The 25,801-nt window shown below is 70.9% G+C and carries 25 protein-coding genes and 1 pseudogene; 13 read left to right on the top strand and 13 right to left on the bottom strand.

The window, feature by feature from the left end:
- Positions 1-7: 7 nt before the first annotated feature.
- From recO to ACWD1U_RS05175, 3 genes are read right to left on the bottom strand one after another with little or no spacing between them, the layout of a single operon-like run.
- Positions 8-754 carry a DNA repair protein RecO gene (gene recO, locus ACWD1U_RS05185; RefSeq protein WP_451104551.1) on the bottom strand — a complete coding sequence of 249 codons (747 nt, stop codon included), beginning with the start codon at positions 752-754 and terminating at the stop codon, positions 8-10.
- Between the two features lie 46 nt (positions 755-800).
- The gene (locus ACWD1U_RS05180) at positions 801-1,016 is read right to left on the bottom strand and encodes a hypothetical protein (RefSeq protein ID WP_030836519.1); all 216 of its coding nucleotides are present in this window, start codon (positions 1,014-1,016) and stop codon (positions 801-803) included.
- Positions 1,013-1,219 (bottom strand): hypothetical protein, encoded by a 207-nt coding sequence (locus ACWD1U_RS05175; protein WP_451104549.1) that lies wholly within the window; start codon positions 1,217-1,219, stop codon positions 1,013-1,015. Before ACWD1U_RS05175 ends, ACWD1U_RS05180 begins: the two co-directional genes overlap by 4 nt.
- Before the next feature lie 117 nt (positions 1,220-1,336).
- Here ACWD1U_RS05175 and ACWD1U_RS05170 point away from each other — a divergent pair.
- Both ACWD1U_RS05170 and ACWD1U_RS05165 read left to right on the top strand, forming a co-directional pair.
- Positions 1,337-1,899 (top strand): annotated as a pseudogene (locus ACWD1U_RS05170) (Scr1 family TA system antitoxin-like transcriptional regulator); the annotation flags it as partial.
- A 239-nt stretch (positions 1,900-2,138) separates the two neighbouring features.
- On the top strand, positions 2,139-2,591 hold the full coding sequence (locus ACWD1U_RS05165; protein ID WP_451105019.1) for a GNAT family N-acetyltransferase: 453 nt from the start codon (positions 2,139-2,141) through the stop codon (positions 2,589-2,591).
- Positions 2,592-2,779: 188 nt separating this feature from the next.
- Here the strand turns inward: ACWD1U_RS05165 and ACWD1U_RS05160 are convergent, their stop codons facing one another.
- A complete protein-coding gene (locus ACWD1U_RS05160) occupies positions 2,780-3,256 on the bottom strand; it encodes a protein-tyrosine phosphatase family protein (RefSeq protein WP_451104547.1) in 477 nt (158 codons plus the stop codon).
- 330 nt (positions 3,257-3,586) lie between these two features.
- Between ACWD1U_RS05160 and ACWD1U_RS05155 the strand changes: the two genes are divergently transcribed.
- The 5 genes from ACWD1U_RS05155 to ACWD1U_RS05135 are packed head-to-tail and all read left to right on the top strand — an operon-like array spanning position 3,587 to position 10,207.
- Positions 3,587-5,218: an ABC transporter substrate-binding protein gene (locus ACWD1U_RS05155; RefSeq protein WP_451104545.1), complete on the top strand. Its 1,632-nt coding sequence runs from the start codon at positions 3,587-3,589 to the stop codon at positions 5,216-5,218.
- 21 nt (positions 5,219-5,239) lie between these two features.
- Complete coding sequence (locus ACWD1U_RS05150) at positions 5,240-6,202, top strand: ABC transporter permease (protein WP_451104543.1); 963 nt, start codon at positions 5,240-5,242, stop codon at positions 6,200-6,202.
- Positions 6,202-8,172, top strand: coding sequence for a dipeptide/oligopeptide/nickel ABC transporter permease/ATP-binding protein (locus ACWD1U_RS05145; protein WP_451104541.1), 1,971 nt, complete (start codon positions 6,202-6,204; stop codon positions 8,170-8,172). The genes ACWD1U_RS05150 and ACWD1U_RS05145 overlap by 1 nt, the downstream gene beginning before the upstream one ends.
- Positions 8,169-9,227, top strand: coding sequence for an oligopeptide/dipeptide ABC transporter ATP-binding protein (locus ACWD1U_RS05140; RefSeq protein WP_451104539.1), 1,059 nt, complete (start codon positions 8,169-8,171; stop codon positions 9,225-9,227). Before ACWD1U_RS05145 ends, ACWD1U_RS05140 begins: the two co-directional genes overlap by 4 nt.
- The gene (locus ACWD1U_RS05135) at positions 9,224-10,207 is read left to right on the top strand and encodes a dihydrodipicolinate synthase family protein (protein ID WP_451104537.1); all 984 of its coding nucleotides are present in this window, start codon (positions 9,224-9,226) and stop codon (positions 10,205-10,207) included. The genes ACWD1U_RS05140 and ACWD1U_RS05135 overlap by 4 nt, the downstream gene beginning before the upstream one ends.
- 254 nt (positions 10,208-10,461) lie before the next feature.
- Here the strand turns inward: ACWD1U_RS05135 and ACWD1U_RS05130 are convergent, their stop codons facing one another.
- The 5 genes from ACWD1U_RS05130 to leuA all read right to left on the bottom strand — a co-directional run bounded on the left by ACWD1U_RS05130 (position 10,462) and on the right by leuA (position 17,304).
- The gene (locus tag ACWD1U_RS05130; RefSeq protein WP_451104535.1) at positions 10,462-11,124 is read right to left on the bottom strand and encodes a response regulator; all 663 of its coding nucleotides are present in this window, start codon (positions 11,122-11,124) and stop codon (positions 10,462-10,464) included.
- Positions 11,121-12,362, bottom strand: coding sequence for a sensor histidine kinase (locus ACWD1U_RS05125; protein ID WP_451104533.1), 1,242 nt, complete (start codon positions 12,360-12,362; stop codon positions 11,121-11,123). The genes ACWD1U_RS05130 and ACWD1U_RS05125 overlap by 4 nt, the downstream gene beginning before the upstream one ends.
- Positions 12,363-12,412: 50 nt before the next feature.
- Complete coding sequence (locus ACWD1U_RS05120; protein WP_451104531.1) at positions 12,413-14,506, bottom strand: MMPL family transporter; 2,094 nt, start codon at positions 14,504-14,506, stop codon at positions 12,413-12,415.
- A 190-nt stretch (positions 14,507-14,696) separates the two neighbouring features.
- Positions 14,697-15,395 carry a TerB family tellurite resistance protein gene (locus tag ACWD1U_RS05115; RefSeq protein ID WP_451104529.1) on the bottom strand — a complete coding sequence of 233 codons (699 nt, stop codon included), beginning with the start codon at positions 15,393-15,395 and terminating at the stop codon, positions 14,697-14,699.
- A 187-nt stretch (positions 15,396-15,582) separates the two neighbouring features.
- Positions 15,583-17,304: a 2-isopropylmalate synthase gene (leuA, locus tag ACWD1U_RS05110; RefSeq protein ID WP_451104527.1), complete on the bottom strand. Its 1,722-nt coding sequence runs from the start codon at positions 17,302-17,304 to the stop codon at positions 15,583-15,585.
- Positions 17,305-17,626: 322 nt separating this feature from the next.
- On the opposite strand from leuA, the gene ACWD1U_RS05105 reads away from it, so the two are divergent.
- The 3 genes from ACWD1U_RS05105 to ACWD1U_RS05095 are packed head-to-tail and all read left to right on the top strand — an operon-like array spanning position 17,627 to position 20,356.
- Positions 17,627-18,688 carry a M4 family metallopeptidase gene (locus ACWD1U_RS05105; RefSeq protein WP_451104525.1) on the top strand — a complete coding sequence of 354 codons (1,062 nt, stop codon included), beginning with the start codon at positions 17,627-17,629 and terminating at the stop codon, positions 18,686-18,688.
- Between the two features lie 20 nt (positions 18,689-18,708).
- Positions 18,709-18,975, top strand: coding sequence for a protealysin inhibitor emfourin (locus ACWD1U_RS05100; RefSeq protein WP_451104523.1), 267 nt, complete (start codon positions 18,709-18,711; stop codon positions 18,973-18,975).
- Between the two features lie 58 nt (positions 18,976-19,033).
- Positions 19,034-20,356 carry a GH1 family beta-glucosidase gene (locus ACWD1U_RS05095; RefSeq protein WP_451104521.1) on the top strand — a complete coding sequence of 441 codons (1,323 nt, stop codon included), beginning with the start codon at positions 19,034-19,036 and terminating at the stop codon, positions 20,354-20,356.
- Here ACWD1U_RS05095 and ACWD1U_RS05090 read toward each other — a convergent pair.
- Genes ACWD1U_RS05090 through ACWD1U_RS05080 form a run of 3 tightly spaced genes read right to left on the bottom strand, consistent with a single transcriptional unit; the run spans position 20,346 to position 22,322 of the window.
- A complete protein-coding gene (locus ACWD1U_RS05090; protein WP_451104519.1) occupies positions 20,346-21,158 on the bottom strand; it encodes an SAM-dependent methyltransferase in 813 nt (270 codons plus the stop codon). The genes ACWD1U_RS05095 and ACWD1U_RS05090 overlap by 11 nt on opposite strands.
- A gap of 43 nt (positions 21,159-21,201) precedes the next feature.
- Entirely contained in the window at positions 21,202-21,453 is a 252-nt protein-coding gene (locus ACWD1U_RS05085) for a DUF397 domain-containing protein (RefSeq protein ID WP_451104517.1), read from the bottom strand.
- Positions 21,450-22,322, bottom strand: coding sequence for a helix-turn-helix domain-containing protein (locus tag ACWD1U_RS05080; protein WP_451104515.1), 873 nt, complete (start codon positions 22,320-22,322; stop codon positions 21,450-21,452). Before ACWD1U_RS05080 ends, ACWD1U_RS05085 begins: the two co-directional genes overlap by 4 nt.
- 232 nt (positions 22,323-22,554) lie before the next feature.
- Between ACWD1U_RS05080 and ACWD1U_RS05075 the strand changes: the two genes are divergently transcribed.
- Positions 22,555-23,001: an ATP-binding protein gene (locus ACWD1U_RS05075; RefSeq protein ID WP_451104513.1), complete on the top strand. Its 447-nt coding sequence runs from the start codon at positions 22,555-22,557 to the stop codon at positions 22,999-23,001.
- Between the two features lie 9 nt (positions 23,002-23,010).
- On the opposite strand, the gene era is transcribed toward ACWD1U_RS05075, so the two are convergent.
- Positions 23,011-23,973 (bottom strand): GTPase Era, encoded by a 963-nt coding sequence (era, locus tag ACWD1U_RS05070; protein ID WP_451104511.1) that lies wholly within the window; start codon positions 23,971-23,973, stop codon positions 23,011-23,013.
- A 172-nt stretch (positions 23,974-24,145) separates the two neighbouring features.
- On the opposite strand from era, the gene ACWD1U_RS05065 reads away from it, so the two are divergent.
- Together ACWD1U_RS05065 and ACWD1U_RS05060 are read left to right on the top strand one after the other, a co-directional pair.
- Complete coding sequence (locus tag ACWD1U_RS05065) at positions 24,146-25,456, top strand: ammonium transporter (RefSeq protein WP_451104509.1); 1,311 nt, start codon at positions 24,146-24,148, stop codon at positions 25,454-25,456.
- Entirely contained in the window at positions 25,453-25,791 is a 339-nt protein-coding gene (locus ACWD1U_RS05060) for a P-II family nitrogen regulator (protein WP_451104507.1), read from the top strand. Before ACWD1U_RS05065 ends, ACWD1U_RS05060 begins: the two co-directional genes overlap by 4 nt.
- Positions 25,792-25,801: the final 10 nt, after the last annotated feature.

Below are 25,801 nucleotides of genomic sequence, written 5' to 3'. Positions count from 1 at the left end.
GCTTCTCTTACTTCTCGACGTAGCGCAGCGAGCGCAGCCCGCGCTCCATGTGCCAGTGCAGATAGGCGGACACCAGCCCGCTGCCCTCCCGGACGTACCGCGCCTCGCACGCGTCCGCGGTCTCCCAGTCTCCCGTAAGCAGCGCGCCGAGGAGTTCCAGGGCCTGGGGCGAGGGTACGACGCTGCCGGGCACCCGGCAGTCCACGCAGACGGAACCGCCCGACGCCACCGAGAAGAACCGGTTCGGCCCCGGCATACCGCACTTCGCGCAGTCGCTGAAGGTCGGGGCGTAGCCGTTGACGGCGAGGGAGCGCAGCAGGAACGCGTCGAGGACGAGATGCGGCGCGTGCTCCCCCCGGGCGAGGGTCCGCAGCCCGCCGACGAGCAGCAGATACTGCTGCACGGCCGGCTCTCCCTCATGGTCGGTGAACCGCTCGGCGGTCTCCAGCATGGCGGTCCCGGCGGTGTACCGGGCGTAGTCACTCACGATTCCGCCCCCGTACGGGGCGATGGTCTCACTCTGCGTACACAGCGGCAGCCCGCGCCCGACGAGCTCGCTCCCCTTGGCGAAGAACTGCACGTCGACGTGGGAGAACGGTTCGAGGCGCGCACCGAACTTCGACTTCGTCCGGCGCACGCCCCGGGCCACGGCCCGTACCCGTCCGTGACCGCGCGTGAGCAGTGTGATGATCCGATCCGCCTCACCCAGCTTCTGGGTGCGCAGCACGATGCCGTCGTCGCGGAACAGACTCATGCAGCCATTCTCACCTACACGCGGGGCCCCCGGGCCGTGAGGTGGGTCAAGGGACCTCCCCCCGACTGCGTGCGTTGGCGTACGCGGTCGCCGCGCGCAGCCGCTCGGCCGGGGTGGCGTGCCGGACGGCACCCGGGTCGGCGTCCCACTCCCTGCCGCCACCGTACGGCCTCAGCTGGACATAGGGCCCCTCATGCCCCATGACGATGCCGATCCGACCGCTGCGGGTGTCCACGACGTACGCGCCGACCGGGGGCTTCATCGCGGCACCGCCGCGAGCCGCCGGGCGGTCCGAACGGAACACCGGCCCGATTCCACGAGCGGACAGAGTGCTTCCCGCGCAAGACTCACCGGGTCGACTCCCAGGGAAGGCAGGATAATTCCGGCCTCGGCGAGTTCTGCCCGCAATTCTTTCACCGCATCCTCCGCTTCTTCGACGCAGAGCGCCGAGTGTCGTGCCTCCACCGTGCTCCCCTTCCTTTTCCAGTTTCACTCTTCGCATCCCCACGGTGACGCTCCGCGCCTACACTCGGGAAGGGTCTGTGCCCCTACAACTGCGGGGCAGTGCAAAGGGGTTCGGCAATGGCCAACGGTTCGCGGCAGGCAGCGTGGGAGTTCTTCGGCACGGAGCTCAAACGGCGGAGGGAGGATGAGGGCCTCACCCAGGTGGAGCTGGGCTCCCGGGTGTTCGTCTCCGGCGGCTGCATCGGCCAGTTCGAACAGGCCATTCGCAAGCCTCAACTCGATGTGGCCCAACGCATCGACGGGGTGCTGCAAACCGACGGTATTTTCGAGCGGTTGTGCAGGAAGCTGATTGCCGGTCAGCGGTATGCGGAGTATTTCGTGGCGGTTGTCGAACTGGAGAGGGAGGCTGCGGCTATCTGTGAGTTCGAACCAACCGTCGTGCCGGGGCTCCTCCAAACACCGGTGTTAACAAGAGCCCTCACTCTGGCGACGCATCCATTCGCGACGGACGAGTTCATCGAGGAGAGAACCGCCGCTCGGGCCCAGCGCACGCAGATCCTCGACTGCGCTGCAAGGCCGGTGTATTGGGTGGTCGTGCACGAGACCGTACTCCGCGTCCCGGTAGGGGGCCGGAAGTCACGGCTCAGGCCCTCGACCACATGGCCGACCTGGCGCGCGACTGCGTCGAAGTCGCCGTCGGAGTACCCGGGTCGGCCCCCGTCCGGGACAGCAAGCTGGCTTCGGACAGCCCCGTGGTCCTGGTCGGGTCGGAGGCCTGGAGGGCGTTCATACGTACGGTCGGGGCCGCCCGCTTCTGAGCCGGTGTCGTGCTGTGCGGGATGATCAAGCCGTGGACGCGAGCACGGAGATGCAGACGGCACGGTCGGGCGGCCGGGGAGACATCGGTCCGGTCTGGGACATGCGCCCGGCGGAGCAGTCCGATCTCGAGGCGATAGTGGAGCTGCGGGCGGTGGTGATGCGCCCGGACCTGGAGCGGCTGGGCCGTTACGACGCACACCGGGTCAGGCAGCGCCTGCGGGACGGTTACTCCCCACAGCACACGTCGATCATCACGGCCGACTGCACGTTCGCCGGCAGCGTGGCTCTGCGCCCTTCGAAGGACTCCTACTGGCTGGAGCACTTCTACCTCAGCCCGGAGGTCCAGGGCAAAGGCCTGGGCTCGGCAGTCCTCCGCACCCTCCTGACCAGGACGGACACCACCGGCGACCTCGTCCGCCTGAACGTCCTCCAGGGCAGCCAGGCCCGCCGCCTCTATGAACGCCACGGCTTCACGATCGAAAGCCAGGACCCGGTCGACATCTTCATGCTGCGCCGGCCGAGCGGGAACCCGGACGCGCAGAGCCCCGCATAAGGGGCCCTTCACACGACTGCCGGACCAGCCCCATTCCCCCTCCACCCCGAGCCCGATGGCCAAGAGCCCCCGGCGTGGGAAGGTTCCTGCTCGTGCAGAACGAGCGGGAGGTCGCCACCCCGCTCAGAGGTGCCCCTGAAGCTCAGGCAGCGCGACCAAGGTATGGCCCGCCGCGCCGAAGGAGAGGCTCAGCCCTCGCCGAACCGGCGGACGTACCGCCGCTGCCAGGGCGTCTCCACCGCGTGCCGGTCGTAGTGCCGGCGGACGTACGCCACCGCCTCCTCGCCGGGGACGCCGTCCAGGACCGCGAGGCAGGCCAGGGCCGTGCCGGTGCGGCCGCGTCCGCCGCCGCAGGCGATCTCCAGGCGCTCCCCGGCGGCCCGTTCCCACACATCGGCCAGGACGGCGCGGGCTGCCACCCGGTCCACGGGGAGGCGGAAGTCGGGCCAGCGGATCCAGCCGGACTCCCAGGGGACCTCGGGCGGCTGTTTGCCCAGCAGGTACAGGCCGTAGGAGGGGTCGGGAGCGGTCGGGTCGAGGGGGTGACGAAGGCCCCGGCCGCGGATCAGCCGGCCGGAGGGCAGGCGCAGGACGCCGGCGTCCGTCTCGCTCCACAGGTCACTCACACTGTCGCCCCCGATCCTCGTCGGCCGCCCAGATCCCATCCCAGACGCGCCGCCGGACCCCGGCAACCCGGTTCACCGAGAGCCGAAGCGGAACCGTAGCCCCCCTCTCGGTGGGCAGCGGCACACCGACGGTGAGTCTGCGGTCGAGGATGATCTCCCTCTCCGGCGGTACCCGGTGCCGCGCCCGCCCTGACAAGCCGTCAACTCGCTAACACCGACGTCATTGGTCCGACCTGTGGCAGGTACGCCATTCGTGTGCGATCCCTTGACCGGCCTCACGGCCCCTCCTATGGTCGCGCCTGGCAGGACGTAGAACGTCGTATCTCCCCAGCTCGTCCCCCTCCCCCCAGACCTCTCGCTGGAGGACCCGTGCGCGACGTGAACCCTGACGTGCCGGCGCTGCGCCGCCGGTCGTTCCTGAAGTACACCGGAGCGCTGGGTGCGGCCGCCGCCGTCTCCGCGTCGCTGTCGGCCTGTTCGTCCGGGCCGCAGTCCACCAATGACACCGGTGACGGCGGCGGCGGGGCGAACCGGACGCTGACGGCGGTGATCGGCTACGGCAACGACGGCAGCTGGGACCCCACCCAGACGGCGTCCGCGTTCTGCATGGCCGCCAACAACCACATCTACGAGGGACTGCTGGACACGGACCCGATCTCGCGGGAGCCGTACGCCGCCCTGGCGACCGAGGTGCCGAAGGACGCGAACAGCACGTCCTGGACGTTTTCGCTGCGGGCGGGTGCGAAGTTCCACGACGGCAGGCCCGTGACCGCCGACGATGTCGTCTTCGTCTTCGAGCGGATCCTCGACCCGGACACCCAGACCCTCGCCAAGGGCTTCTTCGCGAGCTGGCTGAAGGAGGTGCGGAAGATCGACGCGCGGAACGTGGAGCTGGTGCTGAAGTTCCCGTTCCCGGACGGGCTTTCGCGGCTGACGCTCGCCAAGATCATGCCGAAGCACGTGTTCTCGCGGCCGGGCGCCTGGGACGAGGCCATCAAGGGCAAGGCGATCGGCTCGGGGCCCTACCGGCAGACCGCCCACCACCCGAAGTCGAACACGACCTTCGAGGCGTTCGACGGCTACAACGGCCCGCGCAAGCCGGCCTTCCGGAAGATGAACTGGCTGACGATCGTGGACGCGGCCCCGCGCGTCGCGAAGATCTCCGGGGCGAGCGCGGGCGCGCAGATCGCGGACAACATCCCGTACGCCAACATCGGCCAACTGGAGGGCAGCGGGCTGACGGTCGCCGGCGGGGCCGGCATGAACAACCTGTTCCTGATGTTCAACACCGAGCACAAGCCCTTCGACGACGTGCGGGTGCGCCAGGCCCTGCACTACGCCATCGACACCGAGAAGATGGTCGAGGTCGCGCTCAGGGGCCACGGCAAGCCGTCCAGCTCCTTCCTCGACGAGAGCAACCCCTCCTACCGCCGGGCGAAGACGGTCTACGACCACGACCCCGACAAGGCGAAGGCGCTCCTGAAGGAGGCCGGGGTCAAGGGGCTGAGCGTCGAGATCCTCGCGGTGAACGTCAGCTGGATCGTCGACTGCCTGCCGACCATCAAGGCGTCCTGGGACGCGATCGGGGTGAAGACGACCCTGTCCCCGCAGGAGACCACCGCGGTCTTCACGAAGATGGACCAGAAGCAGGACTACCAGGTCGTGGCGGCCGCCTCGAACCCCAACCAGTTCGGCCTCGACGCAGACCTGATCATGCACTACAACTACGGGCCCGAGAACCTGTGGATGCAGTACACGCGGTGGGCCTCCGACCCGGTCGCCAAGCAGCTCTTCAAGGACATGGACCGGGCCACCCGGGAGCCCGACCCCGAGAAGAAGAAGGCGATGGTCCAGGACTACATCGACGTCGTCGCCGAACAGGCCGTGCTCTACCCGGTCGTCCACAACGAGCTGATGACGGCCTGGGATCCGAAGCGGCTCAGCGGGATAAGGGCACAGCCGTACCCCGGCATCAACCTCCTTCAGGCCAAGTGGGCCTAGCCGACAGGGGGTTGCCGTCACGTGATCGCCGTCGTCCGTATCCTGCTCCGCCGTGTCGCCCTGCTCGTGCCGCTGATGCTCGGCATCGTGCTGTTCGTGTTCCTGGTGATGCGGTTCTCGGACGTCGACCCGGCGTCCGCGTTCTTCCAGGGCGCCAACCCGACACCTCGGCAACTGCGCGACTTCCGTGAGGAACACGGCCTGCTCGACCCGCTGCCCGTGCGCTACGCCGGCTTCGTCGCCGACCTGCTGCACGGCGACATGGGCACCAGCGCGCTGACCCGCGCCCCGGTGATCGACCAGATCACCACCGCCCTGCCGCTCACCCTCCAGCTGACCTTCCTGGGGCTGGGCATCGCGGTCGTGCTGTCCCTGGTGGGCGGGGTGACCGCGGCGATCTACCGGGACCGGCTGCCCGACCAGATCATCCGGGTCGTGTCGCTGACCGGTGTCGCCGCGCCCGGCTTCTGGCTGGCGCTGCTGATGATCCAGTACCTGGCGGTCGACCTGGGCTGGTTCCCGACCGGCGGCTACATCAACCCGGCCGACTCCGTCACCGGCTGGCTGAAGACGATGACGCTCCCCGCGCTCGCCCTCTCCCTTCCGGTGGCGGCGCAGCTGACCCGGATCGTGCGGACGGCCGTGGTGGAGGAGTTGGACAGGGACTACGTACGCACGGCGATCGGGAGCGGGCTGCCACCCCGGGTGGTGGTCGGGCGGAACGTGCTGCGGAACGCCCTCATCAACCCGCTCACCGTGCTGGGCCTGCGCGTCGGCTATCTGCTGGGCGGCGCGGTCGTCATCGAGACGATCTTCTCGCTGCCCGGCATGGGCAAGCTGATGATCGACGCCGTGAAGAACGGCGACCCGGCCGTCGTCCAGGGCGTGGTGCTGACCACGGCGGCCGGGTTCGTCGTCGTGAACCTCGTCATCGACGTCCTGTACCTGCTGGTCAACCCGCGACTGAGGGATGCGACCACGTGATGACCCGCAAGAGCCTCACCGATGCGCTGTCCCGGCCCGGCATCCGGCTGCGCGGCCTGCGCCGGCTGCCCCTGCTGTCGAAGGCCGCCGTCTGCTTCCTCGCGGTCGTCGTCCTGCTGGCGCTGCTCGCGCCGCTCGTCGCCCCGCACGACCCGCTCGACCAGCAGCCGCCGGTCGACGGCACCGGGCATCCCTCCGCCGGGCACTGGATGGGCCAGGACAGCCTCGGCCGGGACATCCTCAGCCGGCTGATGTACGGGGCGCGCTGGTCGCTGGCGATCGGGCTGGGCGCGACCGGGCTCGCCCTGGTGGCCGGCGCGCTGCTCGGGGCGATCGCGGCGACCTCCCGCAAGGCGGTCGACGAGACGCTGATGCGCTGCCTGGACGTGGTGATGGCGTTCCCGGGCATCGCGCTGGCCGCCGTGCTGGTGGCGGTGTTCGGCGGTGGCATCACGGTGCTGATCTGCGCGATCGCGTTCCTGTTCACGCCGCCGGTGGCACGGGTCGTCCGGGCGAACGTCCTCGACCAGTACGGCGAGGACTACGTGACCGCGGAACGGGTGATCGGCGCCCGGACCCCGCACATCGTCCTGAAGCACGTGGCGGTCAACTGTGCCGCGCCGGTGCTGGTGTTCTGCACGGTCCAGGTCGCCGAGGCGATCGTCTTCGAGGCGTCGCTGTCCTTCATCGGCGCGGGCGTCCGGCCGCCGGACCCGTCCTGGGGCAGTGTCATCGCGGACGGCAAGAACATGGTGCTGACGGGCGGCTGGTGGGCGACCGTGTTCCCCGGGCTGCTGATGCTGGTGACCGTGCTGTCGCTGAACATCCTGTCCGAGGGCGTGTCCGACGCGTGGGCTGCACCGTCGGCCCGGGAGGTGGACGTACCCGAGGGCGACCGGCTGGAGGGGCCGGAGCCCGGCAGCGAGGACGTCGTGCCACTGCCCGGTCTGACCGAGGCGGCGCGGCGGCTGCGGGCCCGGGCCCGGCAACTGCCCCGGGACGGGCAGCCCGTACTGGCGGTGGAGAACCTCGCCATCGGCTTCGACCGTCGGCACGGCGGCGTGGACATCGTGGACGGCATCAGCTTCGAGGTGCGTCCCGGGGAGGTGCTCGGGCTGGTCGGCGAGTCGGGCTGCGGCAAGTCACTGACCGCGCTCGCGATCATGGGCCTCCAGCCGAAGGAGGCGCGCGTCAGGGGGCAGGTCCGTTTCCACCAGCGGGACCTGCTCGCCGAACCGATGCGCGTACGGCGCAGGCTGCTCGGTCACGAGATGGCGATGATCTACCAGGACGCGCTCTCCTCCCTGAACCCGGCGATGTCGATCCGTGCCCAGCTCAAGCAGGTCGTCCGGCGCGGCGGACGGCGCAGCCCGGCAGAGTTGCTGACGATGGTCGGCCTCGACCCCGAGCGCACCCTGCGCAGCTACCCGCACGAACTGTCCGGCGGGCAGCGCCAGCGCGTCCTGATCGCGATGGCCCTGTCCCGCGAGCCGAAGCTGATCGTCGCCGACGAGCCGACGACCGCCCTGGACGTCACCGTGCAGGCCCAGGTCATGGAGCTGCTGCTGCGGCTGCGCGAGGAGCTGGGTTTCGCGCTGATCCTCGTCTCGCACGACCTGGCACTGGTCGCGGACGTCACCGACCGGGTGGTGGTGATGTACGGCGGGCAGATCGTGGAAACAGGCGTCACCGCCGACCTGGTGGAGGCACCGGCCCACCACTACACGCGCGGCCTGCTGGGCAGCGTGCTGTCGCTGGAGTCGGCGCAGGAGCGGATGACGCAGATCAAGGGCGTCGTACCGTCCCCGGCCGACTTCCCCGCCGGCTGCCGGTTCGCCGACCGCTGCCCACGGGCGAGCGGGATCTGCCGGACGACGGCCCCCGTCCTGGCCGGAACGTCGGCGCACACGGCGGCCTGTCATCACCCGGCCGTGGAGCCGGCGACCACCGAGACCGAGGCGGTGTCATGAACGCACAGCCGGACCCCGCCCCGGTGAAGCCGTCCGGTCCCGCCCTGGTGGAGCTGTCCGACGCGCACGTCGTCCACAAGGCCCGCAGCGGTGGCCTGTTCACCCGCGACCGCGTGTACGCCCTGACCGGCGCCGACCTGGCCATCGCGCCCGGCGAGACCATCGGCGTGGTCGGCGAGTCGGGCTGCGGGAAGTCGACGTTGGCGAAGGTGCTGGTGGGGGTGGAGCGGCCGGCCCGCGGGACGGTGTCGTTCCGGGGCCGGGACCTGTGGGCGATGCCGGCCGCCGAGCGCCGCAGATCCGTCGGCGGCAGCATCGGCATGATCTTCCAGGACCCGTCGACGGCCCTGAACCGCCGCCTGTCCGTCCGGCAGATCCTGCGGGACCCGCTGGACGTGCACGAGTGGGGCACCAGCGCCCGACGCGAGGAAAGAGTCCGGGAGTTGATGTCCCTCGTCGGTCTCCCCCGGGCCCTCGCCGACGCCCTGCCCGGACAGCTGTCGGGCGGACAGCGGCAGCGCGTCGCGATCGCCCGGGCGCTGGCGCTGGACCCGGACCTGGTCGTGGCGGACGAGCCGACGAGCGCCCTGGACGTGTCGGTCCGGGCCCAGATCCTCAATCTCCTGCTGGACCTCAAGGAACGCCTGGGCCTGGCCCTGGTGTTCGTCTCGCACGACATCCAGACGGTACGGCGGATGAGCGACCGGGTGATCACCATGTACCTGGGCCGGATCGTGGAGGAGTCCCCGGCCCACCTGGTCACCGACCGGGCCCGGCACCCGTACACCCGCGCCCTGTTCTCCGCCACGCCCGGTCTGCTGTACCCCATCGACCCGATCCCGCTGGCCGGCCCGGTCCCCTCGGCGACTCGCCCGCCGAGCGGCTGCCCCTTCCGCACCCGCTGCTGGAAGGCCGACGCGGCGTGCGCGGACGAGATGCCGGGCTTCTCCGCCGCGTCGGCCCCCGCACACCGCTTCCGCTGCCACCATCCTGTCCAGGAGGACGAGTCGACCCGCGACCTCGTCCGCCAGAGCGGCACGATGGAGGCTCCATGACGGCCCACCCGTCACCCACCACCACCCTTTCAAGGCCGCGCTTCGCGCCTTCTCCTCTCCCGCTGACCGGTGTCATCCCGCCCGTCTGCACGCCCCTGACACCGGACCGCGAGGTGGACGTCCCCTCGCTGCTCAGGCTCGTCGGCCATCTGGTGGCCGGCGGGGTGCACGGGCTGTTCGTGCTCGGCTCCACCTCGGAGGCGGCGTACCTGACGGACGTGCAGCGCAGGCAGGTGGTCGAGGCGGTCACCGCTCACGTGGGCGGGCAGCTCCCGGTGCTGGCCGGGGCGATCGACATGACGACGCCCCGGGTCCTCGACCACGTCGCCTCGGTGACGGCGGCGGGCGCGGAGGCAGTCGTCGTCACAGCCCCGTTCTACGCCCGTACCCACCCGGCGGAGATCGCCCGCCACTACCGTGCGGTCGCGGCGGCGAGCCCGGTGCCGGTCATCGCCTACGACATCCCGGTCGCCGTCCACACGAAGCTGCCCGGCGAGGTCGTCCTGGAGCTGGCCGCCGACGGCGTCGTCGCCGGCCTGAAGGACTCCAGCGGCGACCTGGCCGCCTTCCGCCAGGTCGTCACCGGTGTCCGGGACCACCAGGGGATCTCCGGTTTCAGTGTGCTGACCGGCTCCGAGCTCATCGTCGACGCGGCCCTCGCGATCGGCGCGGACGGCACGGTCCCCGGCCTCGGCAACGTCGACCCGCACGGCTACGTCCGTCTGGACCGCCTGTGCCGTACCGGGGACCGGGAGGGCGCCCGTGCCGAACAGGAGCGCCTGTGCGCCCTGTTCGGCCTGGTGACCGTCGGACACCCCGCCCGCATGGGTCCCGGCTCCTCGGCGATCGGCGCCTTCAAGGCCGCGCTGCACCTGCGGGGTGTGATCGACTGCCCGGTCACGGCGGAGCCGCAGGTGCCGTTGTCGCCGGACGAGGTGGAGCGGGTCGGGAAGTACCTGGCCGCGGCCGGGCTGCTCTAGAGTCCCTGGGCCGGAATCCTGCGGAACTCGGTCGTCTCGTACGCCCCCGGGCCCCGGTCTCGTAGAGGATCCCGACCGTCTTCCGGCCGAGGGGTACGAGGTCGGGGCAGGGGGCGGGCCGCGGGGAGAGCGTCAGCGCCTTGGTGAAGGTGGCGCCACCGTCCGTGCTGCTCCAGATCGCCGTGCCCCGGGGGGTGGGGAGGCACGCGCCGGAGAACGGTTCTCCTGACGGAGCGTCGGACCGGGCCTGTCCGTCAGATGCTCCCCGGTGTCACCATCCCCGACTCGTACGCCACGATGACCAGCTGTGCCCTGTCCCGCGCCGACAGCTTGCCCATGATCCGGCTGACGTGGGTCTTGGCGGTCAGCGGGCTGAGGCCCAGCGTGTCCCCGATCTCGGCGTTGTTGAGACCGCGAGCGACCAGCGTGAGCACCTCCCTCTCGCGCTCGGACAAGCACTCCGGCCCGCCGGCCCCCGGTGCCGAGGGGTTGCGCAGGAACCGCTCGATCAGCCGTGCCGTGGGCCCGGGCGACAGCAGGGACTCACCGGCCGCGACCGTGCGGATGGCGTCGAGGAGTTCGGCCGGCCTGGTGTCCTTGACCAGGAACCCGGAGGCACCGGCCCGCAGTGCGTCGACGATGTTCTCGTCGGTGTCGTACGTGGTGAGCACGAGCACGCGTACGCCCGCGAGGTCTTCGTCGGCGGCGATGAGCCGGGTCGCCTCGATGCCGTCCAGGTCGGGCATGCGGATGTCCATCACCACGAGGTCGGCGCGCTCGCTGCGGGCCAGTTCCACGGCCTGCCGGCCCGTGGCGGCCCGGCCGACGACCTCCATGTCCCGGGCCGACTCCACGAGCATCGCGAACGCCTCCCGCACCAGGGTCTGGTCGTCCGCGAGCAGCACCCGTATGGTCATCCGGTCCTCTCCCCCGTCGTGGTCAGCGGCAGGACCGCGGTCACCTCGAATCCGCCCCCGCCGCGCGGTCCGGCGTCGAGTGTGCCACCCACGCTGCGGGCCCGCTCGCGCATCCCGACAAGCCCGAATCCCGGGGTGCCGCCCGGGGCCGGTCCGGTGCCGTCGTCGCTGACCGTCAGGTGCAGGGCGCCCTGCCGCTCCTCCAGCTCCACGCGGACGGCCGGTTCGGGCCCCGCGTGCCGTACGGCGTTGGTCAGGGCCTCCTGCACGATGCGGTAGGCGGCGGCGCCGACGGCGGGCGGTGCCTGCCGTATCCGTACGCTCTGCTCGACCCGGGCACCGGCGAGCCGCGCGGCCTCCACCAGGTCGGGCAGGCCGTCGAGGCCGGGCAGCGGGCCCCGGGCGTCCGGTGAGTCGTGCTCGCGCAGCACCTCCAGCGCCGTACGGAGTTCGCCGCGGGCGCTGCGGCAGGTCTCGGCGATGTCGTCGAGGGCCTTGGCGACGGTCTCCCGGTCCAGCCGCTCGGGATCGGCCGACAGTACGTGGGCGGCGACGGAGGTCTGCACACCGATGAGGGTGATGCTGTGGGCGAGCAGGTCGTGCAGGTCCCGGGCGATCCGCAGCCGCTCCTCGGCGACCCGCCGCCGGGCCTCCTCCTCCCGGGTGCGTTCCGCCCGCTCGGCCCGCTCCACGATCGAGGCGACGTACTGGCGGTAGAAGCGCACGTCGACGCCGAGGAACAGCACGGCGACGACCCAGCCGGACGCCTTCAGCAGCCCCAGCGCCTCGTGAACGCTGATGGTGAGCATCACGCCCACCGCCAAGGTGATGACGCCGATGCCGACCAGGACGGTGCGCAGCACCCGGCCGGTGACGGCGACGGTGTAGAGGGCGACGTACGCGGCCTGGGTGGCCGCGGTGTGCGGGTAGTCGAGGAAGTGGTACGGGAAGACGCAGGCCACCACGGCGACCAGGACGAGCACCGGACGGCGGCGGCGCCACACCAGCGGCACGTGGGAGACGAGCAGCAGGACCCAGCCGAGCGCGTCGGGCCTGCGGCCGTCGTCGACGAGCAGCGCGAGGGCGACCGCGAACGCGGCGACGACGACGGCGAGCAGGGTGTCGTTGCGCAGGGCATGGGGGGCGGTCAGGGGATCGCGGTTGATCGCGGCCATGACCCGCTCGGCGGGACGCGACCAGGTCGCGGTCGGTGTGGTGGGTGCCTGCACGGGCATCATCCTCGGCGCGGAAGGCGCCCCTCCGGGAGAGGAGGGACGCCGTCGGTCGGTCAGGGGGCGTTCGCGGACACGGGCTTCCGCTCCGCCGGCGGAGCCGGCCGCCGCGGCACGCGCGAGAGTTCGCCCGGCCACCAGACCCGCCCCTTCAGCAGCACGCTCGCCGTGGTCACCAGGTACGTACGCACCAGGAACGTATCGAGCAACACCCCCACCGCGATGACGAAGCCGAGCTCGACCAGCCCGACCATGGGCAGCGTCGTCAGCACCGCGAACGTCGCCGCCAGCACGACCCCCGCTGAGGCGATCACCCCGCCGGTCGTCCGCAACGCGATGAGCGCGGCGGTCTCCGGCTCGGCCCCCCGCACGGACTCCTCCCGCATCCGGTGCATCAGGAAGATCCCGTAGTCGACGCCGAGGGCCACCAGGAAGACGAAGGACAGCAACCCGAGACCGGGATCGCTCCCACCGAACCCGAACACCGGCTCGAACACCAGCCCTCCGATGCCGAGCGCCGCACCCCACACCGCGACGACCGCCGCGAGCAGCAGCAACGGCGCCACAAGACTCCGCAACAGCCCGACGAGGATGACGAACACGGCGGCCAGCACCAGCGGCACGATCACCTTCCGGTCCCGCGCCTCACTGCCGGCCAGGTCGATCTGCTGGGCACTGGGCCCTCCGACGTACGCGCCCTCGGGATCGAGCCCGGCCCGCAGCGCCTCGATGGTCCGGGTCTCGGCGGGCGTCTCGGGCGCGGCGTTCGTGAAGACGGCGATCTCCGTCCACCCCGAGCCGCTCCGGCCGGGAACCACCTCGGCGACGCCCTCGGTCGTACGGGCCCGGCCCAGCACCGTCTCCGCCCGCTCGTCGGAGGCGATGACGGTCACGGGCCGGCTGCTGCGCTCGGGATACTCGCGGGCCAGCGTCTGCATGGCGGTGATGGACTCGGGCCGCTCCGTGAAGGAGTCCTCCTGCTTGATGCTGCCGGACAGATTGAGCGTGCCGAGCGCGAGGGCCCCGAGCAGGGCGGCCCCGCCGACGAGCACGGTGACGGGCCGGCGCGTCGCCGACGTGCCCATCGCGGCGAACAGTGACCGGCGTGCCTTGGGCTCGCTGCCGAACGCGGGGATCAGCGGCCAGAAGACCCGCCGTCCGAGCAGCACCAGCACGGCCGGCAGCAGGGTCGTCATGGCGACCAGTGCGGCGAGCACGCCGACCACGCCGACCGGTCCCATGCCGCTGCTGCTGTTGAGGTCGGCGGCGAGCAGGCACAGCAGCCCGGCCGCGACGGTCCCCGAGGAGGCGAGGACGGCCGGCCCGCAACCGCGCAGGGCGGTGCGCATGGCGTCGTACGGCCGCTCGTGGCGCCGCAGTTCCTCGCGGTAGCGGGAGACGAGCAGCAGTGCGTAGTCGGTACCGGCACCGAGGACCAGCACGGTCATCACGCCGCCGCTCTGGCCCGTGACGGTGACGTCGAACAGTTCGTGCAGTCCGTACCCGGCGGCCATCGCCATGGCGGTGGCGACTCCGGCGACGGCGAGCGGGACCAGCCACAGGAAGGGGCTGCGGTAGATGAGGACGAGCAGCACGGTGACGACGCCGAGGGTGGCGAACAGCAGCGTGGCGTCGAGGGTTCCGAACACCTTGTTCATGTCGGTGTTCAGCGCCCCCGGCCCGCCGACCTCGACGCTGAGCCCCCCGCCGCCCTCGGCGATGTCCCGTACCCCGTCGACGAAGGCGTCCCGCGCCTCCTCGTCCTGACCGGGCTGGGTGCTGGAGACCGGGTACATCAGGGTGGAGCCGTCCTTCGACGGGACGCCCCGCGGTTCACCCGCCAGGTCGTGGGCGCCGCGCACCTCGGTGACCTGCTCGGCGGCCGTGCGCCGGTCGGCGTCGGTGAGGCCGCCGTCCCGGTGGTAGACGAGCACCAGGTCGGTGGCCTCCCCGCCGGGCAGCTCGTCCTGGATCCGCGCCACCTGCGTCGAGTCGGCGCTGTCGGGCAGGTAGTCGACCGCGCGGTTCTGCTGGATGTCGGCGAACTTCCCGGCGAACGGCCCGAGCAGCACGAGCGCGGCCACCCACAGCCCGACCACCACCCAGGGCACGGCCCGCCGCCGCCCTGCGACTGTCCTTGCGTCCCCCATCTGCCGATCTCCCTCCGGTCCGGGTGTCTGGAACGGTCTCCAGACTCCCGGCAGGGGCGAGCCGATTCGTCGGTCGTGAGGGCGAGTTGAGGCGTACTGCCGGAGGCGGTGCGCAGCGCCGGTTACTCCCTGGGGAGTACCGCGAGCCGCCCGGCCGCAAGGCGGCGTACGCGCGGCCGCCGCCCTTGCCCTAGGACGGCGTCCGCGCAGCCGCCGCCAGCAGCCGGGTCACGTCGTCGGAGCAGATGGTGAGGGCCGCCCCCACCGTCGCGAGGGCGTCCCGCTCGGCCGGTGTGTACGGCCCGTCCGCCAGGGCGATGCGGGCGCCCTGGAGCAGGATCGATTCGCGGCCGACGGTGGCGAGGTGCGGGGCGAGCGGGTCCAGGGCCTCGTGGAGCTCTATGGCCAGCCCCGTGCCGCAGGGTTCGCCGGTGATGCGGCCGGTGTCCGCCTCCAGGGCCTCGACGAGGGCGGCCAACTGCCCCTGTGTGCAGTCGTCGAAGCCGGCCGCGCGCACGGCGAGCACGGCCGACTCCAGTGCCGTACGGGATCCGGCGCCGCCGGCGGCGAGCACCGCGAGGGCGACGGTGTGCACGGCGTCGCGGAGCATCGCGGAGAAGCGGGTGGTGGTCGGGTGGTCGAGGACGTCTGTGCCGAAGTGGCGGCGGCAGGCGGCGCACTCCACGACCGGGCCGGTCTCGCCGCGCGGCAGCACGGGCACGCCGAGCAGGGTGAAGCGGCGCTGTCCGGTCAGCCGCTGGTAGTTGCGGTCGCCGCCGCAGCCGGGGCAGAAGAACTCCCCGTCACCGGCGGCCGTCCACGCGGTGCGGGTGCCCAGGACGCGAGAAAGCCTGGCGGCATGGCCGTTTCGTCCCCGTCCTGGCAGCACGTCGCACCTCCGTCATGCCGCACGGCAACGTCGCCGCGCTTGCGTGATGTTAGCCACATCCAGGAGGAGGAGTCAGTACCCCGGAGGAGACCTTTCCGTGACCTCCACAGCAATTGGCCGGTATGCGACGGGGCTCCGCCCGCCTGACCACGGCGGGCGGAGCCCTCAAACTCCCCGTTACGGCTGATCAGCGCGTCGCGCGGTTGACGGCCGAGACGACCGCCTTCAGCGAGGCCCGCGTGGTGTTCGCGTCGATTCCGATCCCCCACAGGATCTTGTCGCCGATCGCGCATTCGATGTAGGAGGCGGCCTGCGCGGAGGCGCCCTCACTCATCGTGTGCTCCTGGTAGTCCAGCAGGCGTACGTCGATGCCGACGGACTGCAGTGCGTTGAAGAAGGCCGAGATCGGACCGTTGCCGGAGCCGGTCAGGACGGTGTCCAGGCCGTCGACCGTGGCCTCCACCTTCAGCGTGTCCACGCCGTCGGTGTCGGTCGTCGACTGGTTGTTCTTGACCTGGATGCGGCCCCACGGGTTCTCCGGGTTGGGCAGGTACTCGTCCTGGAAGACGGCCCAGATGTCCTTCGGCGTGACCTCGCCGCCCTCGGCGTCGGTCTTCGCCTGGATGATCTTCGAGAACTCGATCTGCATCCGGCGCGGCAGGTCCAGCTTGTGGTCGTTCTTCAGGACGTAGGCGATGCCTCCCTTGCCGGACTGCGAGTTGACCCGGATGACCGCCTCGTAGGAGCGGCCGACGTCCTTGGGGTCGATCGGCAGGTAGGGGACGGCCCACTCGATGTCGTCGACGGCGACGCCTTTGGCGGCCGCGTCGGCCTCCATCGCGTCGAAGCCCTTCTTGATGGCGTCCTGGTGGGAGCCGGAGAAGGACGTGTAGACCAGGTCGCCCACGTACGGGTGGCGCGGGTGGACCTCCATCTGGTTGCAGTACTCCCACGTGCGACGGATCTCGTCGATGTCGGAGAAGTCGATCTGCGGGTCGACGCCCTGGGAGAAGAGATTCATGCCCAGGGTGACCAGGTCGACGTTGCCGGTGCGCTCGCCCTGGCCGAACAGGCAGCCCTCGACGCGGTCGGCGCCCGCCATCAGCGCCAGTTCGGCGGCGGCGACGGCCGTGCCGCGGTCGTTGTGCGGGTGGATCGACAGGCAGACGTGCTCGCGGCGGGAGAGGTTGCGGCCCATCCACTCGAAGCGGTCGGCGTGGGTCGACGGGGTCGAGCGCTCGACGGTGGCGGGCAGGTTGAGGATGATCTCGCGGCCCGGGCCGGGCTGCCAGACGTCCATGACCGCCTCGCAGACCTCCAGCGCGAAGTCCAGCTCGGTGTCGGTGAAGATCTCGGGGCTGTACTGGTAGCCGAACTCGGTCTCGGGGCCCAGCAGCTTCTCCGCGTACTCCATGACCAGGCGGGTGCCGTCGACGGCGATCTGCTTGATGTCGTCCCTGGAGCCGCGGAAGACGACCCGGCGGAAGACCGGGGCGGTGGCGTTGTACAGGTGGACGGTGGCGCGCTTGGCGCCCTTCAGGGACTCCACCGTGCGCTCGATCAGGTCCTCGCGTGCCTGGGTCAGGACGGAGATGGTGACGTCGTCGGGGATGGCCCCCGGCTCCTCGATGATCGACCGTACGAAGTCGAAGTCCGTCTGGCCCGACGCCGGGAAGCCGACCTCGATCTCCTTGTAGCCCATCTTGACCAGCAGGTCGAACATGGCGCGCTTGCGGGCGGGCGACATGGGGTCGATCAGGGCCTGATTGCCGTCGCGCAGGTCGGTGGAGAGCCAGCGGGGAGCGGTGGTGACGCGCTTGTCCGGCCAGGTGCGGTCCGGGATGTCGACCTGCTCGTAGCGGTCGTACTTGTGGATCGGCATGGAACTGGGCTGCTGGCGGTTCGCCATGATGCGGGGGCTCCTCAGGGGGTGTCCGGAAGGACGGCCGACGACGCAGCACCAAGCTCCGCGGGGAGGGAGTCGGCCTCGACTACAGGCCCTCGCCGCGGCAGCTAAGGAGAAGCAGCCCGAAACGCATGATGCGCAGCATGCTACCCGAGCCCCTCCCCGGCGCGTGGGGTCGTATCAGTATGCGGGACCCGGCGCACATACGGGACAAAAAGTGCGCTATACCACTCCACCACGGAATGTGAAGGACGTTGTCCCGGTATTTCACCAATCATGGTGGCGACTAGTGACAGCTTCGTCACGCAGTGCAAGGGTGCCGGGCATGACGACCCACGGGGGCTTCGAGCCCGTCTTCTGCACCATCGTTCCGCCCCATGTCCTCGACAAGCTCGCCCAGGCCGAGGACCCCGCGCTCGCCGGCCCGGCCCGCCGGACCCTGCAGCGCGACGCCTACGAGCGCACCCAGCGCCGCCTCACCACGGTCCTCGGCGCCACCGCCGTCGCCGCGGTCGCCGACGGCAGGCCGCAGCGCACGATCCACGACGCCCGGCACGGCACCGACCTGCCCGGCCACACGGTCCGCAGCGAGGGCGACAAACCCGGCAGGGACGCCACCGTCAACCGCGCCTACGCGGGTCTCGGCGCCACCTTCGAACTGTTCCTGCGGGCGTACCGGCGCGACTCCATCGACGGCAACGGCCTGCCGCTGATCGCGACCGTGCACTACGACCGCGACTACAACAACGCCTTCTGGAACGGCGAGCAGATGGTGTTCGGCGACGGGGACGGGGAGATCTTCCTCGACTTCACCATCCCGATCGACGTCATCGGCCACGAACTCGCCCACGGCGTCACGCAGTACACGGCCAACCTCACCTACTTCGGCCAGCCCGGAGCGCTCAACGAGTCCCTGTCGGACGTCTTCGGCGCGCTGATCAAGCAGTACACGCTCGGCCAGACCGCCGCCGAGGCCGACTGGCTGATCGGCGCGGGCCTGCTCGCCCCGCGGGTGACGGGCAAGGCGCTGCGCTCCATGAAGGAGCCCGGCACGGCGTACGACGACGACGTCCTGGGCAAGGACCCGCAGCCGGCCACGATGGACGACTTCGTCCGCACCGGCCGCGACAACGGCGGTGTCCACATCAACTCGGGCATCCCGAACCACGCCTTCTACCTCGCCGCCACGGCTCTCGGCGGCCACGCCTGGGAGCGGGCGGGCCAGGTCTGGTACGACGTGCTGACCGGCGGCGAGCTGAAGCAGCAGGCGATGTTCGCCGACTTCGCCGCGCTCACCGTCAAGGCCGCCCGGGAGCGGTTCGGCGACGGGGAGGAGCTGGACGCCGTGTCGAAGGCGTGGGAGCAGGTCGGGGTGCGGACCCTGTAGTTCCGTACTAGACAGGTGCCATGCGGATTCAGGTGAGGCGTACGGGCGGGTTCGCGGGCATCGAGCGGCATGCCGAGGTGGACACCTCGGGCCGGGCCGATGCCCCCGAATGGCACGCGCTGGCCGAACAGGCCGTCGCCGCCGGCCGGAGCACGCGGCCGGTCGGGGTTCCGGACGGGTTCAGCTACCAGATCACGGTGGACGGGAAGACGGTGTACGCGGCCGACCCGCGGCTGACGGATGAACAGCGGAAACTGATCTCGCGGGTGCTGAAGGAAGGGGCGTGACGGGCAGTTGCCACCCGGCCGTTGACTTCCGTTACCGCCGGTACGGATGATCCAGCGCATGGCGACTGACGCAGACAATCCGATCCCCCGCTTCCCGGCCGGCTTCCTCTGGGGCGTCTCGACCTCCGCGCACCAGATCGAAGGCGCGGCGGACGCACGCGAGCCGTCCGTGTGGGACGCCTTCACGGCCGAGCCGGGACGGGTGAAGGACGGCTCGACGGCGGCGGTGGCCTGCGACCACTACCACCGCCACCGCGAGGACGTGGCGCTCCTGGCGGACCTGGGCGTGAACGCGTACCGCTTCTCGATCTCGTGGCCGCGGGTGCGGTCCGACAAGGGCCTGGACTTCTACGACCGGCTGGTGGACGACCTGTGCGCGGCCGGCGTCCGCCCCGTGCCGACGTTGTTCCACTGGGACCTGCCGGCGGGCCTGGACTGGCTGGAGCGGGACACGGCGGCGCGCTTCGCCGAGTACGTTTCCCTGGTCGCCGACCGCCTGGGTGATCGCGTGAGCAAGTGGATCACCCTGAACGAGCCTGCCGAGCACACCCTGCTGGGCCACGCCCTGGGCGTGCACGCTCCGGGCAGGAAACTGCTGTTCGACGCGCTGCCGGTCGCCCACCACCAGCTGCTGGCGCACGGGCTGGCCGTACGCGCCCTGCGCGCCTCGGGCGCCACGGACATCGGGATCGCCAACTCGCACGGGCCGACCTGGGCGGCCTCCACCGAGGCGGCCGACATGGAGGCCGCCGAGTTCTACGACCTGCTGCTGAACCGTCTGTTCGCGGACCCGCTGCTGCTGGGCCGGTACCCGGACGGCATCGGAGAACTGATGCCCGGGGACACCGAGGCCGACCTGAAGGTGATCTCCGAGCCCCTCGACTGGTACGGCGTCAACTACTACGCACCGACGCGGGTGGGTGCCCCGCAGGGCGCGGAGATCGAGTTCGGCGGGGTCACCATGCCCGCCGAACTCCCTTTCTCGGTACGGGAGATCGAGGGCCACCCCGTCACCGACTTCGGCTGGCCGGTCGTCCCCGAGGGCCTCACCGAGCTCCTCACGGTCTTCCGCGACCGCTACGGCGACCGCCTCCCGCCCGTCGTGATCACCGAGAACGGCTGCTCCTACCCGGGCGTCGACGACCAGGACCGCATCACCTACCTGGACGGCCACCTCCGGGCCCTGCACCGGGCGGTGGAGGCGGGCGTCGACGTGCGCGGCTACTTCGTGTGGTCCCTGCTCGACAACTTCGAGTGGGCGGAGGGCTACGCACGCCGTTTCGGCCTGGTCCACGTCGACTTCGGCACCCTGGAGCGGACCCCGAAGGCCTCGTACCGCTGGTACCGGCGGATGCTGAGGACTCAGGCGCCTACGGCTTGATGCCCACCCCGGTCCACAGGCTGACCTCGGCGTCCGTCGGGGCGTCGCCCTCCACGGCGTCGGGACGCCAGCGGTGGCCGACGGTGACGCCCGGCTCGAGCAGGTCCAGGCCGTCGAAGAAGCGGGCGACGGCCTCCCGGGAACGGAACTGCACGGGCGTGCCGGCCGAGGTGTAGATGTCGGTGACCTTCTGCCAGGTGGCGGGGTCGAAGTCGGGCGTGCAGTGGCTCAGCGCCAGGGCGCTGCCCGAGGGCAGCGCGTCCAGCAGGCGGCGCACGATGCCGTACGGGTCCTGGGCGTCGGTGACGAAGTGCATGAGGGCGTTGAGGGACAGCGCGACCGGGCGGTCCAGGTCCAGGACCTCGGCCAGCTCGGGCGCGTTCAGCAGCGACTGCGGGTCGTTGACGTCCGCCTCGATGTAGGTGGTGCGGCCCTCGGAGGTGCTGCGCATCAGACGCTCGGCGTACTTGAGGACGAGCGGGTCGTTGTCGGCGTAGACCACCCGGGCGTCGGGGACCACGGACTGGGCGACCTGGTGCAGGTTGGGCTCGGTGGGGATGCCGGTGCCTATGTCCAGCCACTGGCGGATGCCGTGCTCGCGGGCGAGGACCCGGGTGGCGCGGTGCATGAAGGCGCGGTTCTCGCGGGCGCACACGAAGATGGCGGGGTAGGCCGCGGCGACCCGCTCGGCGGCCTGCTCGTCCACCTCGAAGTGGTCCTTGCCGCCAAGGTAGTAGTCGTACATGCGGGCGGAGTGCGGCCTGCTGGTGTCGATGTCCCGCGCGGCCTGCGTGTGGTTCATGGGGTGCCTCTCGTGGGGGGTGGTGGTGCGAGTGCGTGGGGCTTCAGCGGGCCGTCAGATGGTCGGCGAGGCCCTCCTTGACCCCCGCGACGAACGCGGTGATCTCCTCGGGCGTGTAGATCAGCGCGGGACCGGCGGGATCGGCCGACTGCCGCATCGCCACGCGGCCGTCGGCGAGCTGCTTCGTCTCCACGCACTGGCCCCCGTTGGGGCCGCTCCACGGGCGTTCCCAGCCCTGTTCCCCGAGATCCGACGCGGGCATCCCGTTGTAGACGGCGCCCTCGACGATGGTCATGAGTACTCCTTCCGCATGCGGTTCAACAGCGCCTTGCTGTCCGCGGACGAGGTCTTCAGCGACAGCCGGTTGTGCGCCTCCAGATGGGCCGCGACGTCGGCACGCTGGTCGAGGTAGACGGAGGCCGAGAGGATCTCGCTGTAGACGATGTCGGGCAGCTCCCGCTCCTCGAACCGGAAGTAGGTGAAGGGTGCGCAGGCGCCGACGTGGGCGCCCGCGGAGAACGGCACGACGTCGACGCTGACGTGCTCCAGCTCGGACGCCTCCAGCAGCCGGTCGATCTGCTCCCGCATCACCTCGGCGCCACCCACCACGCGGTGCAGCACGGCCTCCTCCATCACCACCCACAGCGTGGGCGCGTCCGGCTCGGTGAGCAGGCTCTGGCGGCGCAACCGCAGCTCCACGCGCCGCTCGAGGTCGTCCTCGTCGTCGTTCGGGAAGCCGCCGCGCAGGACGGCGCGCGCGTACCCGGGCGTCTGGAGCAGACCCGTGACGTACTGCGGTTCGTAGGTGCGCAGGGTTCTGGCGCCGGCCTCCAGGCTCACGTAGGCGGTGAACCAGGCCGGCATGACATCGCGGTACGGGTGCCACCAGCCGGGCTCGTTGGCCCGCTCGGCCAGGTCGACGAACTCGTCGATCTCCTGCCGGCCGGCCCCGTAGGTCTCCAGCAGCTTCTCGACGTAGAGGATCTTCAGCCCGACCTCCGCCTTCTCCAGGCGGCGGATGGTCAGCGGGGTCACGCGCAGGGCCCTGGCCGCGTCGTCGAGGGACAGGCCCGCGTGCTGCCGTGCCTCCTGGAGGCGGCGGCCGAGGATCATGCGGAGCACGGTGGGGGCGCCTGCGCCGGAGCCTGATCGGGCGTCGCTCACGCACTGCCTCCCTGAGGGGTCGTCACCGGCAGCACGCTGACAGGGGCTTGACGAGGCCGCCGGGGCGATACGGTCCTTCTGAAATTATCAGGGAGATGGTTGCAGCGTGAACTGCGCTGCGCGCATAGTTACTTGTGTGATCCGGAACCGGACACTCGAACCCCTTTCGGCCTGGTCCGTTCCCGCTCGCCCCTTCCTCGACTGCGTCCACCCCCCACGGAAGGCGATCGCCGTGTCCCCCCACACGACTTCCACCCCCCGGTTCCTGGAGGCGCTCCGCCCGGGGCGCACCGACTGGCTGGAGCTGCCGCCGCAGCGGACCAGTGTCAGAGTCGCCCGTCACGCCCTGCGGGCGCGGCTGGCCTCGTGGCAGGTGCCCGACGAGGTGTGCGCGAACGCCGTCCTGCTCGTGTCCGAACTGGTGACCAACGCCGTACTGCACACGCTCAGCGAGCGGATCCTGTGCGGCGTGCAGCTGGTGACCAAGGCGCGTTTCCGGCTGGAGGTCCACGACGGCGACCGCACGGGCCTCGGCATCCCCGACCGCTGCCCGGACCTCGACGACGAGGGCGGCCGCGGCCTGCTGCTGGTCCGGGAGATAGCGGACAGCTGGGGCATCACCCGCTCGCCGCTGACGGGCGGCAACGCCGTGTGGGCGAGCCTGGCGACGGCGTTGTAGCGCGGAGCCTCAGAACCCCAGCTTGCGCAACTGCTTCGGGTCCCGCTGCCAGTCCTTGGCCACCTTCACATGCAGATCCAGGAACACCGGGGTTCCGAGCAGGGCCTCGATCTGCTTGCGGGACTTGATGCCGACCTCCTTCAGGCGCTTGCCCTTGGGGCCGATGATGATGCCCTTCTGGCTGGGGCGCTCGATGTAGACGAAGGCGTGGATGTCGAGGAGGGGCTTGTCGGCGGGGCGGTCCTCGCGGGGGAGCATCTCCTCGACGACCACGGCGATGGAGTGCGGAAGCTCGTCGCGCACGCCCTCCAGCGCGGCCTCCCGGATCAGCTCCGCGATCATGACCTGCTCGGGCTCGTCGGTCAGGTCGCCCTCGGGGTAGAGCGGCGGGCCCTCCGGCAGGAGCGGGACGATCAGGTCGGCCAGCAGGTTCACCTGCTTGTCGCCGACCGCCGAAACCGGGACGATCTCCGCCCACTCGAAGCCGAGCTCCTTGCCGAGCTGGTCGATCGCGATGAGCTGCTCGGCGAGCGCCTTGCCGTCCACCAGGTCCGTCTTGGTGACGATCGCGATCTTCGGCGTCTTCCGGATGGACGCCAGTTCCTTCGCGATGAAGCGGTCACCGGGGCCGAGCTTCTCGTTCGCCGGCAGGCAGAAGCCGATCACGTCCACCTCGGCCCATGTCGTGCGTACGACGTCGTTGAGCCGCTCGCCCAGCAGCGTGCGCGGTTTGTGCAGACCCGGTGTGTCGACCAGGATGAGCTGGGCGTCCGGGCGGTGCACGATGCCCCGCACGGTGTGCCGCGTCGTCTGCGGCTGGTTCGCCGTGATCGCCACCTTCTGGCCGACCAGAGCATTCGTGAGGGTGGACTTGCCCGCATTGGGGCGGCCCACGAAGCAGGCGAAGCCAGCCCTGTGGACAGCTTCAGCCGGCTCTTCGGATGACTGGGTACGAACACTCATGCCGCCCATTCTCCCTGATCCACGAAGCCCCTCCGCACAGCGCCCCGCGCACCCCCGGCGCTGTGAGCTTCCCGAAACCCTCACGCGACGAAACACCTGCGAAACACACCCGTACGCAACCGGAAACGCACGCCGGTGAACCTCTGACGAGCCCCCGGAGCCCCCACCCGTTGGAGACACCGTGCCCCTGGCCGCCGCAAGCGCAGACACCGGCGACACCGCCTGGCTGCTCGCCGCCACCGCCCTCGTCCTGCTGATGACCCCGGGCCTGGCCCTGTTCTACGGGGGCATGGTCCGCACGAAGAGCGTGCTCAACATGCTGATGATGAGCTTCGTGTCGATCGCCCTGGTGACGGTGGTGTGGCTGGCCGCCGGCTACTCCCTGGCCTTCGGCGAGGACGCCGCGGGCGGTCTCATCGGCGGGCTCGACCACGCGGGCATGAGCGGCCTGGGCCCGGACAGCGTCCAGGGCACCGTCCCCACCCTCCTGTTCGCCACCTTCCAGCTCACCTTCGCGATCATCACGGCCGCGCTGATCAGCGGCGCGGTCGCGGACCGGGCCAAGTTCGGGGCCTGGCTGGTCTTCGTACCGGTGTGGGCGCTGCTCGTATACGTTCCGGTCGCGCACTGGGTGTGGGGCCCGGGCGGCTGGATCCTGGAGCGGCTCGGTGCCCTGGACTTCGCCGGCGGGCTGCCCGTCGAGATCGTCTCCGGCGCCTCGGGGCTCGCGTTGTGCCTGGTCCTGGGCCCGCGCATGGGCTTCAAGAAGGACGCCATGCGCCCGCACAACCTGCCCATGGTGATGCTCGGCGCCGGCCTGCTCTGGTTCGGCTGGTTCGGCTTCAACGCCGGCTCGGCCCTCGGCGCCAACGGCCTCGCGGCCGCCGCGTTCCTCAACACCCTCACCGCGGGCTGCACCGGCCTGCTCGGCTGGCTCTTCGTGGAGCACAAGCGCGACGGCCACCCCACGACCCTGGGCGCCGCGTCCGGCGCGGTCGCGGGCCTGGTCGCCATCACCCCGTCCTGCGGCTCCGTCTCCCTGCTCGGCGCGCTGGTCGTCGGCCTCGCCGCCGGCGCGGTCTGCTCGTACGCCGTGAGCTGGAAGTTCAAGCTGAACTACGACGACTCCCTCGACGTCGTCGGCGTCCACCTGGTCGGCGGGGTCATCGGCACGCTCCTGATCGGCGTCTTCGCGGTCGAGTCGATGACCGGCGGCGCGGAGGGCCTCCTCTACGGGGGCGGCCTCACCCAGCTCGGCAAGCAGCTGCTGGCCGTGGTGGTGGTCGCCGGCTACGCGTTCGGTGTGACGTACGGGATCGGCAAGCTGATCGACGGCACCATGGGCTTCCGCGCGAGCGAGGAGCAGGAGCAGACCGGCCTGGACCTTACGGTGCACGCCGAGACGGCCTACGATCACGGGGTCCTGGGCCACGGCGCCCCGGTCTCCTCCTCCGTCGTCTCCCCCGCCCAGAAGGTCACCACCCAGGCATGAAGCTCATCACCGCCATCGTCAAGCCGTACCGCCTCGACGAGGTCAAGAACGCCCTGCAGGCACTCGGTGCGCACGGCCTGACCGTCAGCGAGGCCAGCGGCTACGGCCGGCAGCGCGGTCACACCGAGGTGTACCGCGGCGCCGAGTACCAGGTCGACCTGGTGCCGAAGGTCCGGATCGAGGTCGTCGTCGAGGACGCGGACGCCGAGGCCGTCATCGACGCGGTCGTGAAGGCCGCCCACACCGGCAAGATCGGCGACGGCAAGGTGTGGGCGCTGCCCGTCGACACGGTGGTGCGGGTGCGGACCGGCGAGCGCGGGCCGGACGCGCTGTAGCTCGCGCCCG

It is taken from the genome of Streptomyces sp. NPDC002788 (assembly GCF_053592115.1).
The sequence above is the reverse complement of the archived record's forward strand: the minus strand, read 5'-3'. Positions and strand labels throughout refer to the sequence as shown.